14 protein-coding genes are annotated in these 12,472 nt (G+C 41.7%); 2 read left to right on the top strand and 12 right to left on the bottom strand.

Going from position 1 to position 12,472, the window contains the following annotated elements; translation table 11 throughout:
• Nucleotides 1-12: 12 nt before the first annotated feature.
• A complete protein-coding gene (gene galE / locus RV00_RS02380; protein WP_071860996.1) occupies nt 13-1,002 on the bottom strand; it encodes a UDP-glucose 4-epimerase GalE in 990 nt (329 codons plus the stop codon).
• A gap of 147 nt (nt 1,003-1,149) precedes the next feature.
• On the opposite strand from galE, the gene RV00_RS02375 reads away from it, so the two are divergent.
• Nucleotides 1,150-1,317 (top strand): DUF3042 family protein, encoded by a 168-nt coding sequence (locus RV00_RS02375; protein WP_071860995.1) that lies wholly within the window; start codon nt 1,150-1,152, stop codon nt 1,315-1,317.
• A gap of 195 nt (nt 1,318-1,512) precedes the next feature.
• Here RV00_RS02375 and RV00_RS02370 read toward each other — a convergent pair whose 3' ends face one another.
• The 11 genes from RV00_RS02370 to RV00_RS02320 all read right to left on the bottom strand — a co-directional run bounded on the left by RV00_RS02370 (nt 1,513) and on the right by RV00_RS02320 (nt 11,343).
• Nucleotides 1,513-3,285 (bottom strand): FAD/NAD(P)-binding protein, encoded by a 1,773-nt coding sequence (locus RV00_RS02370; RefSeq protein WP_071860994.1) that lies wholly within the window; start codon nt 3,283-3,285, stop codon nt 1,513-1,515.
• A 127-nt stretch (nt 3,286-3,412) separates the two neighbouring features.
• Nucleotides 3,413-4,222, bottom strand: coding sequence for a sugar-phosphatase (yidA, locus tag RV00_RS02365; RefSeq protein ID WP_071860993.1), 810 nt, complete (start codon nt 4,220-4,222; stop codon nt 3,413-3,415).
• Nucleotides 4,223-4,398: 176 nt separating this feature from the next.
• Nucleotides 4,399-4,800 (bottom strand): rhodanese-like domain-containing protein, encoded by a 402-nt coding sequence (locus RV00_RS02360; RefSeq protein ID WP_071860992.1) that lies wholly within the window; start codon nt 4,798-4,800, stop codon nt 4,399-4,401.
• 25 nt (nt 4,801-4,825) lie between these two features.
• Nucleotides 4,826-5,782: an ROK family glucokinase gene (locus tag RV00_RS02355; RefSeq protein ID WP_071860991.1), complete on the bottom strand. Its 957-nt coding sequence runs from the start codon at nt 5,780-5,782 to the stop codon at nt 4,826-4,828.
• Nucleotide 5,783: 1 nt separating this feature from the next.
• The gene (locus RV00_RS02350) at nt 5,784-5,990 is read right to left on the bottom strand and encodes a YqgQ family protein (protein WP_071860990.1); all 207 of its coding nucleotides are present in this window, start codon (nt 5,988-5,990) and stop codon (nt 5,784-5,786) included.
• Between the two features lie 248 nt (nt 5,991-6,238).
• Nucleotides 6,239-6,907 carry a rhomboid family intramembrane serine protease gene (locus RV00_RS02345; protein WP_071860989.1) on the bottom strand — a complete coding sequence of 223 codons (669 nt, stop codon included), beginning with the start codon at nt 6,905-6,907 and terminating at the stop codon, nt 6,239-6,241.
• 33 nt (nt 6,908-6,940) lie between these two features.
• Nucleotides 6,941-7,477 (bottom strand): 5-formyltetrahydrofolate cyclo-ligase, encoded by a 537-nt coding sequence (locus RV00_RS02340; protein WP_071860988.1) that lies wholly within the window; start codon nt 7,475-7,477, stop codon nt 6,941-6,943.
• Nucleotides 7,478-7,532: 55 nt separating this feature from the next.
• Nucleotides 7,533-8,528 carry a GDSL-type esterase/lipase family protein gene (locus RV00_RS02335; RefSeq protein ID WP_071860987.1) on the bottom strand — a complete coding sequence of 332 codons (996 nt, stop codon included), beginning with the start codon at nt 8,526-8,528 and terminating at the stop codon, nt 7,533-7,535.
• Between the two features lie 62 nt (nt 8,529-8,590).
• Complete coding sequence (locus RV00_RS02330) at nt 8,591-9,571, bottom strand: FecCD family ABC transporter permease (RefSeq protein ID WP_071860986.1); 981 nt, start codon at nt 9,569-9,571, stop codon at nt 8,591-8,593.
• Nucleotides 9,568-10,551 carry a FecCD family ABC transporter permease gene (locus RV00_RS02325; protein ID WP_071860985.1) on the bottom strand — a complete coding sequence of 328 codons (984 nt, stop codon included), beginning with the start codon at nt 10,549-10,551 and terminating at the stop codon, nt 9,568-9,570. Before RV00_RS02325 ends, RV00_RS02330 begins: the two co-directional genes overlap by 4 nt.
• A gap of 3 nt (nt 10,552-10,554) precedes the next feature.
• Nucleotides 10,555-11,343, bottom strand: a complete 789-nt coding sequence (locus tag RV00_RS02320) for an ABC transporter ATP-binding protein (RefSeq protein ID WP_071860984.1) — start codon at nt 11,341-11,343, stop codon at nt 10,555-10,557.
• Between the two features lie 159 nt (nt 11,344-11,502).
• Here RV00_RS02320 and RV00_RS02315 point away from each other — a divergent pair, with 159 nt between their 5' ends.
• Entirely contained in the window at nt 11,503-12,429 is a 927-nt protein-coding gene (locus tag RV00_RS02315; RefSeq protein ID WP_071860983.1) for an ABC transporter substrate-binding protein, read from the top strand.
• The last annotated feature ends 43 nt before the right edge of the window (nt 12,430-12,472 follow it).

Genomic DNA, 12,472 nt, shown 5'->3' with positions numbered 1-12,472 from the left:
TCATACTTCCTCCTAGTCCTCATAGCCGTGGGGATGACTAACGTGCCAATTCCACGCGGTTTCAATAATCGCTTTTACATCAGTGTATTCTGGCTTCCAGCCTAATGTTTCTTTGACCTTGTCACTAGACGCCACTAAACGGCTGGGATCGCCGGCACGACGGGGGCCTATCTCCGCTGGAATATCTTTTCCAGTCACTTCTCTTGCCGCATCTAACATTTCTTTTACAGAATAACCGTTATTTGATCCAAGATTAAAGAAATTACTTGGATTGCCGGCCTTCAAATATTCTAAGGCCAAAATATGGGCCGCTGCCAAGTCTTCAACTTGAACGTAGTCACGGATGCATGTCCCGTCTGGTGTGTCATAATCTTCACCAAAAATCGTCAAATGATCTCTTTGACCTAAGGCGACTTGTAAGATAATCGGTACTAAATGAGTCTCTGGATCATGATCTTCCCCAATGCTAGCATCAGACTTGGCTCCTGCTACATTGAAGTAACGTAACGCAACATAGCGCATTCCGTAGGCGTTGTCACACCACTTCATCATTTTTTCCATCATTAACTTGCTTTCGCCGTAAGGATTCTTCGGATTGGTTGGAACCTCTTCACTGATTGGAGAAACCCCAGGCTCACCGTAGGTCGCTGCGGTTGATGAAAAGACGATATTTTTCACGCCGAATTCTTCCATTACTTCCAGTAAAACTTCCATGCCGATCACATTGTTGTTGAAATATTTTAAGGGCTTTTCTACCGACTCGCCGACTAATGAGCTGGCCGCAAAATGAACAACACCTTCGATGGTTTCTTTTTTGAACACGCCCGCTAAAAATTCTTTGTCACGACAATCGCCTTCATAAAACCGCGCCTTCGGATGAATCGCGCCACGGTGTCCTGTTAATAAATTATCTACCACTACTACATCATAATTTTGCGATACGAGCTTATCGACAGTATGAGAACCAATATAGCCAGCTCCTCCAAGAACTAAAATTGCCATTTGATCGACTCCAATCATTTTAATTTTATTTAGTAAACAAATTATAGTTTGTTTACTAAATAATTGCAAGGGCTTTTCCGTTCGTAAAACTTTCTATTTTTTTACTTTTGCTTCATAATGAAGGTATCAGGTAAAGGAGTGAGGATTATGCGTAAATTTGCTTCAGGATTTTTTACCGGTACATTAACGGCAGCTGCCGTCGTTGCTGGTGTGGTGATGGGCGTTAAAAAGAAAGTTATTGATCCCATCGAAGAAAAAGAATCAAAGATCGACGAAAATCGTAAAAAAGCTCGTCGGAAAAGAATCGCTCGATAAAAAAAGAAAGCCTTGGCTTTCTTTTTTTTGTCACTTATGCTTTTCGCAGTTTGTATAGTTGAAGAGTGAAAAATATTTTCTGCTTTAATAATGTTGGAACAGTTTAGCATAATGATAGGCGTAATGTGGATCAAATTTATTTTTCGTGGGGTTCGAAAAATAAATTCCTTGATAGGAGGTAGCTTGCCTATTGGCTTATATAAATAAATTACTTGCAATCTGTTCTGCCAATTGAAAGACTCGGTCGTGACTTTTTGGCCGTGGTGAAGCTGCATTCAGCCAGTCCAATCCTTCAAGAGGAATGCCATAGCAAAAAACATGTGGCAAAACTTGTCCATTTTTATCAATTACTTGATGCGTCTCGCGTTTTACTTGCAGCGCCCCCGTCTCGTGGAACTCTCCGTCATAAAAAACACCGTGAGCTTTCAAATACCCCTTCTTACGCATCTGGATCAATAATTTGTTTTTTGTTCGCTTAAAACTCGTTGCTGGCAAGCGGGCTTCAATCAAATAACTCGCTGAAAATTGCCGCTCCGGCAGCTGCTTACTATAAGTACGAAACTGCCCTTTTTCTTTCTCGACTTTCATATTAGGGGCCAAAAATTCAATGATTCCCGCCTCTGCTAACGCTAATAATTGCTTTTGACGGATCACTGGTGCACCAATCGTTAGAAAGCTATAATTGCGATTGAAGTTGCCGAAAAAATCTTCGAAATATTCTTTTGGCTTAAACTTTTCATGGTCCAGCATATAATTAAAAGGTTCTTGTAGTTCCTTATACGTATCCAAAGCAGCCGCGATTGCTCCGTTGCGATTGCCTTGCTCCGCTTCCGCAATATCATTGGCAAGATAGGTTTTGATAAAGCTGGGAAAATCCTGTGGCGTGATATCCTTCGCGGGATCGAATAATTTTTCCCAATCGAATTGGTCCGCAACTAGAATTTGATACTTCGTTAACACTTTTTGCCGATCCCCCAACTGATAGTCTCGTAAAAAAGCCTCCCGAATTGGGCTGTTTACTAATTGATGCTGGTAATAAACCAATTCCGCTTCCTTTTTTAATAAGTCAATTAGTTCTTCCGCACTCCCACCAAAAACTTCCATAAATTTTTTCGTCAGAATTTTCGGTTCAGCGTCTTCTCCAGCATCTTTTTGATTTTTAGGTCTAGTGTGATAAGGCAACCCTCGGCCAGAACCGACGACTAAGGTATTTTCTTTGCCCGTTTTTTGATAAGTCAAGTGACTGTCTACTTCACTAAATGCCCCGCCCCACTTATCGACGAACAACCCAATATAATCATAAAAACTCAAACCTAACCCTCGCAAGATGACTGTCTCATTATTTTTTATAACTTCTAGTGGCGTATCTGCTGGATTAATCGGGCCTTGATAGAAGAGCTTATGAGCGTTAGCGAATTGTTGATTTTCTTCTTCTGTGCTACTGAGAAAATTGCCACCATGACCAGTGGCTAAGATCAGATCCGTCACGACATAGGGTTTACCCGCAGAAAGAATGATCTGATTAGTTTCTAACGTCAAATCATCGACATATTCTTTAATCAAAGAAACCGTTATGTGGGTGGGTAAATTTTTGACCAGCTCTTGATAAAACCATTGCTGATAAATCCCATAATATCGCCGTTGACAATACTCATTTTTTCCTAAATTCGTTTCGGCAAAGAGGTCCGAAGAGGATGGAACCCCAATTGTGGTTAAATAATCTTTAGCATAGTTTCGACTCCACTCAGCTAGATTAGGTCCTTGGTCTTCTGCAAACACCGTCACGTGCTGCATGACCGTGTTCATGATCACTTGACTGCTTTGTTCGCTACGCCAGACTTCACCGCCAGGACCTAAGGGATCGAAAAGCAGGATATTTGTTTCTTCATCTGCCGGAGCTTGCTTGATCAGCCGCTCCAAAGCGATCAAGCCATAGGGACCGGCGCCAATAATCGCAATTTTTTTCATATATATTCTCCATTATTCTAAGATTCTGATAACTTCTTATCTTTATATTTAAGAGTAGAGAAAAATCGTGGAATATGCAATTATAAAAAAACTTCCGCAGCAAAAAAGCTAACGGAAGTTCAAATTTTTAAAGTACCCAGTTTTCAAACGCTTCTTTAACACCATCTTCTAAATTCGTAGCCACTGTATAATCAGCGGCAGCTTTGATTGTTTCACTCGCATTTCCCATTGCTACACCTGTACCGGCAAATTCGATCATCGAAAGATCATTTTCAGCATCGCCAATCGCCATAACTTCACTCTGCTGGATGCCTAAATGCTCGCTTAATTCCTTCAATGCCAAACCTTTACTAGTATTTGGATTCAATACTTCAATGAAAAACGGTGTACTGCGGACGATGGTATATTTCTCAAAAAACTCAGCTGGAATTTTTTTGAAAGCTTCACTTAAAAGCTCCGGATCATCGATCATCATCATCTTAGTCGGTAACACTTCTTTCGCGATTTCTTCTGGTGTCCGATAATGCAGCGGCAAATTCACCAAATAAGATTCCAAAATAGTATAAGGACTAATATCACGATTGGCTGTATACATCGCCTCTTTGTCCGCAACGTGTAAATGAACGTCCAGCAAACGTGCCAAATGATCGATCTCCAAATAATTTTCCCGGGTTAAGCCATGTTCAGCAATGATTTCCCACGTATTTGTGTTTAGTACAAGAGCGCCATTATAGGTAATGATATAATCGTCCAGCTGATTCAACCCTAGTGTCTCTAGTTGTGCCTTTGTTCCAGATAAGGGCCGTCCGGTAGAAAGAACCACATAGACGCCCTGCTTACGCGCTTCTTTGATACAATCAACGACCGGTTGATTGATTTCATGATGATCATTTAACAATGTTCCATCTAAATCGATGGCGACTAGTTTTATACTCATACTTACCTCCAAAAAAAGTTCTCAACGTCCATCATAAAGGGAATCTAGTGTCCCGTCAATCGAACATCGCTGTCTGTCTGCTAAAAAAAAACAGAAACTATGACAAAAGTCTCTTGTCACAGTTTCTGTTTGTGAATAAACGTCGTTCCAGAAGTAGCTTCTGTCACAGCTTCGATTTAATCGACTTTTTTCTGTTTGATTTTACCTGTCCAGTCTTGCATGCCGCCTTTAAGAATGAACAAGTTTTGGTAGCCGTTTTTCCGCAATAAATTAGCGGCACGGGCACTAATCGTTTTGTTTTGATCATAGATATAGATTGGTTGATCTTTACGTAAAGACCCCATTGATTCTTTTAACATGCTGTAAGGGAAGCTGCGAGCACCTAAAATGTGTTTTGCGTTGAATTCATCTCGTTCACGAACATCGATAATTTGTGCTTTACGCATTCCTGCTTGAAATTCTTCCTGTGAGATAACTTTTGCTGAACGTTTCATCATGATCCGCACATACAACTCATATAGAGCATACAAAGCGATTAATGAAATCAGAACAATATTTATTTTCCACCAAATTGACATCTGTTAGATTCCTCTCTTACCTTTTCTATTTTGCTAGTGAAGCAGCGCCAATGACGCCAGCTTCATTGCCTAATTCTGCAAGTTTGATTTTTGTACTTTCACGAACTTGTGGGAACGTAAATTCTTTGAAATACGTTTCGATCCGACTACGTAAAAATTCACCCGCCGCTGACACTCCGCCACCGATTACGATTGTTGAAGGGTTCAGTGTGTTTCCAAGATTCCCGCAAGCCAGACCTAAATAGAAAGTCACTTTGTCCACGACCATCAAGGCCAAATCGTCATTTTCTTTTTCAGCTAGTTCAAACACATCTTTACTAGTGATATCTTCGCCATTATCTAAGCGTGCCTTCAAAATTGAGCCGCCTGCGTATTCTTCCGCTAGCTGACGTGCCACCCGTACAACACCCGTCGCGCTGGCAACAGTCTCAAGACAGCCGCGTTTCCCACAAGTACACTCAAAGCCGTTAGGGTCCACCGTCACATGACCAATTTCACCCGCACAGCCAGCAACACCATGAAGTAATTCGCCATTCATGACAATCCCGCCGCCAACACCAGTTCCTAAGGTCATGAAGACGACGTCCGGTTCATTCTCACCAGCGCCCATCCAGCGTTCACCTAAAGCCGCCACATTCGCGTCATTGTCGATCGTAAATTTAATCTTCGTTCCTGCTTCGATTTCCTTTTTAACCTGCTGCAAGGTCGTCCAATTTAAATTGTACGCACCGATCACAGTCCCAGCTTCAATATCGACACTCCCAGGCGTACCCATTCCAATACCGATAAATTGTTCCGGTGTCATATTATACAAAGATAAATGATGATTGATCGAATCAATAATATCCGGTACGATGTGGGACCCATCATCCAAAATATTTGTTTCAATGCTCCATTTTTGTTGGATCTCACCAGACTCAGTTAAAATTGCAAATTTTACTGTTGTACCGCCTAGGTCAATTCCTAATAATTTTTTATCCATCCTAGTCACCTTCTCGACTTTCTTCAATGTGATGCTCTCGTCTTAAAATATGCCAGCCCTGCAGATAGGTATCGCGATCGATCACACGTCCCTCGTACAAATTCTTCAACTCAATTTGCATCAATTCGATGTCATAAATACGCTTTCCCACATAGACATAAATGCCAAATTGCTTCAGCAGCTGCTGTACATCATACAAACTTTCCATTAAACCACATCCCCAGTATTATACAGAAAAAATTGATTTTTTTATAGCCCAATCGCGATTTCCTTTTAAAACTTTTATTTCATTATCCGTCAGGTACTGAACATTCCTTATCTTATAACAAAATCAGATTGCATGAAACATTATTTTGCTGATTATCAAAGGAGTCCGTGATAAAAGCGGCTACTGCGACATCCTTTCTTCAGACGAAGGAGCTGTGACAATCTTTTCGTCACAGCTCCTAGTATAAATTAAAGGTACAAGCCAAATTTTCTTAAGCCGAAGAAAACCATCAGTACGAGGGCAAAAATGAAAACCAGCCCTGCAGTGACTCGCGCCCGCACTGTAAATCGTTCTTGACCAAATGGAACTGCTAACGTCCAACCTGCTAAAGCACCACCGATCAGACCGCCTAAATGCCCCCAAATATCAATGGTAGAATCAAACACACCAAAAACTAAATTCATTAAGATGAACAAAGCAAATTGCCGTGTCAATGCTTGGATCGCACCGTTATCCCGATAATGGAGCCCGACCACTAGAAAGGCTCCGAATAAACCAAAGATTGCCGTGCTGGCTCCTCCTGATAAAGTCGTCGGCTGATTAAAAGCAAAACTGGCGAAATTCCCCATGATACCGCCAAGTAAATAAATTACACCAAAACGCCAATGACCAAAGATTGCTTCACATTGCTGACCCATGTAGTAAAGCACGACACTGTTCAAGGCAAAGTGCATCAACCCGAAATGAATGAACATCGGTGTAATAAAACGCCAATATTGATGCTGCAAAATCACAGCTGGCGAGAACATCCCTAATTGATTTTCAATTCCTAAACTAGGCAATACATATTGCAGCACGAAAACCACCGTATTGATGGCAAAAAAAGCATAGGTCACATAAGGCTTGTCTTTTCTCATTTGATACCTCTCTCATCTTTAATAGATTCTTTTCTAAGCAAGAAATAATTGCTGAATCGGTTGATCAAAGGGTTCAATCGCCCACTCTTCTACCAATTGTTCCTTGAAAACTAAACTAGCTGTTTTCCCTTGATAACTCGCCAAATAGCGATCATAATAGCCACCACCAAAACCGATACGATAGCCTGCGTGATTATAGATTAACCCGGGAACGATCAAAAGATCAAGTTCCTTCGAGACAGCAATATTTTCAATAGCTGGTTCTTCCACGCCAAACTTCGTCGTGTAAAAAGGGGTCTCCGGGTCGATCCAATGAAAAACCATTTCACCTTTTGGTAACGATTTAGGCACCGCGACTTTTTTTCCAGCTGTTAATGCCGCTTGAATCAATTCAGATGTTGGAAATTCAAAATCGGTTGCCATAGTTACTCCGATGCTCTTTGCTTCCTTCCAAAAAGAGCTTTGATAAAATTCATTCAAAATACTATTCACCTGCGTTTGTCGCTCGTCACTATTGACTAACGCTGTTAGACGCTTAATTGCAAGCTGACGTAATTTCTTTTTCTCCATTCCTTCACCTTCTTATCAGAAATACTAACAAAATCCACCCAAAATAAAAAGAGGATTACTCCCCTTTAACAAAATCACTAGAAATTTGACGTGCAATCGTCAAACCAGCCGCGGCATTAAAATGTAAATGATCACCACTATCGAAGACCGGCTTTAATCGTCCTTGATCCTCCACCATGGCGGCAAAATCCCACAGCTCCGTATATTCATTTCGCAGCCAATGATTAATTTTTTGTCGCAAGCATTCTTTTTCTTCATCCATTCCCGGATACCCTAAACAAGGTGTTAGAGTACACAATTGATAGCCGATGTTTTGATCCTGACAAACAGTGATCAATTCCTTAATCTTCACTTGAAAATATTCTAACGTCAGCTGACCGTCGACCAAATCGTTGGCGCCAAAAAACAAAATCACCCTACTAACGTTACTATGACTTTTCAAACAATGTCTTAAGCGTGTCAAGGCGTCAAAGCCGTAGAAATAGTCAACTGACTTCGAGGCTGGCTGGTCACTACTGGCATGAAGCAAGCAGCTGCCATTGATCCCTTGATTGACTAAAAAAAGCGATTGTTTTCGCAGCTGACGTTGCATTGGCGTAGTCCAAGTAGCCCCTTCGGTCAACGAATCGCCTAAAGCGATCATACACTTTCCATCAATTTCAGCTTCGATCGCCGCTAAGCCAGAGCAAAAATCGCCAGCTTGAGTATTCGGAAAAAAATCCGCATCATTAAAGGCAAAGCCACTTTCACATGGATCTGCTTGAAAGGAAAGTTGCCATTTTTTGGCCGATGGATCAATCGCAATTGCCGCCGTTTTAAAAACTTCCGCTGGCTGGATAGAAAAATCGGAAAAACGGTGTGTCTGATCCTTTGTGTTAAAGGAAAAATTTTGGATGTGTTGAATTTTTTCACCATACTCATTCGCAAAAACGAAACGAATTTTTCTTACTGGCACAATTTTCCGCATCGTTAATTGGATTGTTCCGCTTGTTGAAGAAGCATAGCGCGCAATCCCCCGCTGCCCATGACTCCAAATCGTTGTCCAAACCATTGGCTTTCCCCCCTATTCATCCTAATGAACCTATGGTACCGCAAAAAAATTAGAATAATCTCCTAACTCTTTTTCAATAACTGTAAGATAAAATACGGCGCACCGATCAATGAGACGATGATCCCTGCCGCCATTTCGCCGCTAGGTAAAATTACTCGAGCCAAAATATCACTGAATAACAATAAAATACCGCCGATTAGAGCCGTCATCACCAACGTCTGATTGTTCTTTTTCCCTGTGAACTGGCGTGCGATGTGCGGTGCAATCAATCCGACAAAACTGATACTGCCGGCGATTGAAACGCTAGCTGCCGCTAAACAAACCGCACAAATCAATACAAATAATTGCGTGCGTTTCAACCTCACTCCTAAACCAACAGCTATCTCATCCCCCAGCTCCAACACTTCTAACGCACGACCGCGCAATAAGACGGCCGGAATCAAACAGATGAGCCAAGGCAATAATAGAAAGACATGTTGCCACGTTGTTCCCCAAATCGTCCCGGCAAGCCAAGCCGTCACAAATTGGTAATTATCCTTTGACACACGAATCGTCGCGATCAAGGTCAAGGCCGAGATACCTGCATTGACTGCCACGCCGGCTAGTAATAAACGATTCGGCGTGATCCGCTCTGCTTGACGGCCAAAATAATAAACTAAACAAGTCGCCCCACAACTACCGACACACGCGATCAATGGTAAGTACCAACTGTTTTCTCCGCGAGCGAAGAAACCTAAATAGATCAATACTGTTAGTCCGGCGCCGGCGTTGATGCCGAGAATTCCTGGATCAGCCAAATCATTGTGAGTAACGGTTTGGAACAAATAACCTGACACAGCTAATCCTGCTCCTGCCAACAATGAGACGAGTAGTCGGGGAAAGCGAAAATTAAAGACAATCAATTCTTTACTGGCACTAGCATTTTGTTGGAAAACATCCATTAGATCTCTGAGCGAAAGTGGAATCGTTCCTACCGTCAAGCTCAACGTAATCCCAATTATAAGTAAGAAAAGCAAGCTGAACCAGCCGATTTTTTTTCTCATAAGCTTCCCTTCCTAATTTGTAAAAGTAAAAATGGTACACCAATAATGGTAATAATAACTCCAGCTGGTGTTTCCAAAGGTGGCGCTATCAAGCGAGATGCAATATCAGCCACCGAAAAGAACAAGGCGCCAAAAAGACCCGAAGCCGGAATCACATAACGATAATCATGCCCAACAAAAAAACGAACCACATGAGGAACAATCAACCCGACAAAACCAATCGTACCAACTAAGGCTACTGATGTGCCAGCCAAAAGCAAGACAAACAGCATACTCCATTGACGAATCCGGTTTGGTTTTTTCCCCAATGCAATCGCCGTTTCATCTCCCAAGCTCAACAACGTCACCTGAGGACTAATTAAACAAGCTCCTAAAATACCAACCAAAATCAAAGGAAAAACGGTTTGTAACTGTTCCATTGAAACATTCCCGGTGCCCCCGATAAACCAAAAAGTGATATTTTGATTCAAATTGAAGATCAAGCTGATACTTTGACTAATAGATGCAAAGAAGGCGCTTAACGCCGCCCCCAGCAAAACAATTCGAACAGGTGAGAGCCCAAATGAAACTCTAGTCGAAACGAGATAGATCAAAAGAATTGCAACTAGCGCACCTAATAAAGAACCAATTATCCCAGCAGTTGGTGAAGGATTACCATTCAGCGCAAAAACTAAGGCCAATCCTAAACCAGCACCCGAGTTGATCCCTAATAGTCCGGAATCCGCGATTGGATTCGACGTGATTCCTTGCATCAATGCTCCAGAAATCGCAAAGCCGGCACCGACAAGCACTGCACTAAACATTCGCGGAACCCGCAAGTAGCGAACTAACTGCTCTCCTTGGTTACTAGGATCAAACTGCAACAACGCCTGCGTAACATCTGACCATTTACTGGTCACCGCACCATAGCGCAAAGAAAAGAGCATCGCAATGAAAAGCAAAACAATCACAAACACGAAAAAAATTCTCCGTTTTCTCATCTCTTAATGCTCCTTCACTAAATCATAAGCCATGACGATTGGTTTATCACTATTCGGCAGCGTCGCAAAAGTCGCTTGGATATCAAAAAGATTCAACAGCTTCTCCGCGGTAAAAATTTCTTTTGGCGGGCCTTGGAAAATCAGCTCACCTTGCTTCATTCCTAATAAATAATCAGAAAAGCGTGAAGCGTGATTCAAATCATGGATCGTCATCAAGATCGTCTTGCCTTGTCGATTGATTGCTTGTAATAATTCCAAAATTTCTAATTGATGGGCCGGATCTAAAAAAGTGATTGGCTCATCCAAAATCAAAATATCCGTGTCTTGCGCCAAAGCCATCGCGATCCAAACCCGTTGTTGCTGCCCGCCTGACAAGGTAGCCAACGTCCGATCTTGCAGCTTCATTAAGTTTGTCGCCTCCAACGCCCAGCGAATCAGCTGATGGTCCGGCTCTTTCAAGCCAGAGAAACCTTTTTGATACGGATAACGACCATAAGCGACAATTTCCGCCACAGTCAATCCATTGACTGGTGAACTGCCCTGCGACAAAGAAGCAATTTTTTGTGCAACAGCTTTTGTATCTAAGCGCTGTACATTTTCGCCATCAATTAACACTTCACCTTTGGCGGGTTCAAGGATACGCGCCAAGGCCTTTAGAAAAGTAGACTTACCGCTGCCATTTGGTCCAATCAAGCTAGTAATTTTTCCAGCAGGGATCTCCACCGTTATATCATTCACAACTATTTTTTTTTCGTAGCCGATTGAAAGATCAGTCGTATTTAATTTGGTCATTGACCTTCCTCATTTCTTTGATAATCGTTCTCAATTATGACGCTCTTTTTCATCAACGTCAACTGTCTATGAGAGAAAAATCATTGTTGACACCTTCACATCTTTCGGTAATAATAGCAATTGAGAATATTTCTCAATTAAACTTGAAGGAGTTTTTTTATGTTCAAAAAAATTATTTTAGGCACCGCTTCAATGTTGGCATTATTCAGCTTGGCTGCTTGTGGGCAAAGCAGTGCAAGTAACGATACAAATAAAGATGTGCGGACCTTGACCGACGCGCAAGATCACAAAGTCGAGATCCCCCAAAAGCCAAAACGGATCATCGCTTCTTATTTAGAGGATTATCTAGTTGCTCTAGATGAAAAGCCCGTGGCTCAATGGACTGTTGGCGAAGGCAAAATTCAACACTATTTGCAAGCTGAATTAAAAGGCGTTCCAACAATCAATTATGACCTACCTTACGAAGACGTGTTAAAATTTGAACCGGATCTATTACTAATTGGTTCGAACGGCACACTTGAAGGCGGAAAGTATAAAGAATACGAAAAAATTGCTCCGACTTATGTTGTTAAAAACGGTGAAAACGTGACTTGGCGTGACCAACTAGAAGACATCGGTAAGGTTTTCGACAAAGAAGATCAAGCAAAAAAAGTTGAAAAAGATTACGACCAATTAGTTGATCAAACTAAAAAAGAATATAAAGACAAGATCGATGGCAAATCTGCCGTTGTTTTATGGGTAACTAACAACTCAGCCTTTATGGTAGCGGACAATCGTTCTAGCGGCCAGTTGCTTTACCACGAACTAGGTTTCGAAGTACCGCAGTTAACTAAAGACATCAGCAAAAAAGCAACCGCTGACTTCTCACAAGTCTCTTTAGAAAGTCTGTCACAGCTTGATGCGGATTACATTTTCTTAGTTAATAGCGACACTGGTGCTGCTATGTTTAAAGATCCACTATGGAGCAATATTCCAGCTGTGAAAAACAATCATCTATTTGAATTTGATAATCAATCAAGCTGGCTATACAACGGACCAATCGCCTATACCAAAATGGTCGAAAATATCCGTGACGTCTTAAAATAATAAAAATGCCGATCTGATTGGAGACTTCGCTTGTTTGGCGAAA

It is taken from the genome of Enterococcus devriesei (assembly GCF_001885905.1).
Lineage (GTDB): Bacteria > Bacillota > Bacilli > Lactobacillales > Enterococcaceae > Enterococcus_A > Enterococcus_A devriesei.
Note: the sequence above shows the minus strand (reverse complement) of the source record. Positions and strands in the feature narration are given on the sequence as shown.

Bases quoted from the DNA above. Each gene is read 5' to 3' on its own strand.
- galE (WP_071860996.1), bottom strand. From the start codon at position 1,002: ATGGCAATTTTAGTTCTTGGAGGAGCTGGCTATATTGGTTCTCATACT.
- RV00_RS02375 (WP_071860995.1), top strand. From the start codon at position 1,150: ATGCGTAAATTTGCTTCAGGATTTTTTACCGGTACATTAACGGCAGCT.
- RV00_RS02370 (WP_071860994.1), bottom strand. From the start codon at position 3,285: ATGAAAAAAATTGCGATTATTGGCGCCGGTCCCTATGGCTTGATCGCT.
- yidA (WP_071860993.1), bottom strand. From the start codon at position 4,222: ATGAGTATAAAACTAGTCGCCATCGATTTAGATGGAACATTGTTAAAT.
- RV00_RS02360 (WP_071860992.1), bottom strand. From the start codon at position 4,800: ATGTCAATTTGGTGGAAAATAAATATTGTTCTGATTTCATTAATCGCT.
- RV00_RS02355 (WP_071860991.1), bottom strand. From the start codon at position 5,782: ATGGATAAAAAATTATTAGGAATTGACCTAGGCGGTACAACAGTAAAA.
- RV00_RS02350 (WP_071860990.1), bottom strand. From the start codon at position 5,990: ATGGAAAGTTTGTATGATGTACAGCAGCTGCTGAAGCAATTTGGCATT.
- RV00_RS02345 (WP_071860989.1), bottom strand. From the start codon at position 6,907: ATGAGAAAAGACAAGCCTTATGTGACCTATGCTTTTTTTGCCATCAAT.
- RV00_RS02340 (WP_071860988.1), bottom strand. From the start codon at position 7,477: ATGGAGAAAAAGAAATTACGTCAGCTTGCAATTAAGCGTCTAACAGCG.
- RV00_RS02335 (WP_071860987.1), bottom strand. From the start codon at position 8,528: ATGGTTTGGACAACGATTTGGAGTCATGGGCAGCGGGGGATTGCGCGC.
- RV00_RS02330 (WP_071860986.1), bottom strand. From the start codon at position 9,571: ATGAGAAAAAAAATCGGCTGGTTCAGCTTGCTTTTCTTACTTATAATT.
- RV00_RS02325 (WP_071860985.1), bottom strand. From the start codon at position 10,551: ATGAGAAAACGGAGAATTTTTTTCGTGTTTGTGATTGTTTTGCTTTTC.
- RV00_RS02320 (WP_071860984.1), bottom strand. From the start codon at position 11,343: ATGACCAAATTAAATACGACTGATCTTTCAATCGGCTACGAAAAAAAA.
- RV00_RS02315 (WP_071860983.1), top strand. From the start codon at position 11,503: ATGTTCAAAAAAATTATTTTAGGCACCGCTTCAATGTTGGCATTATTC.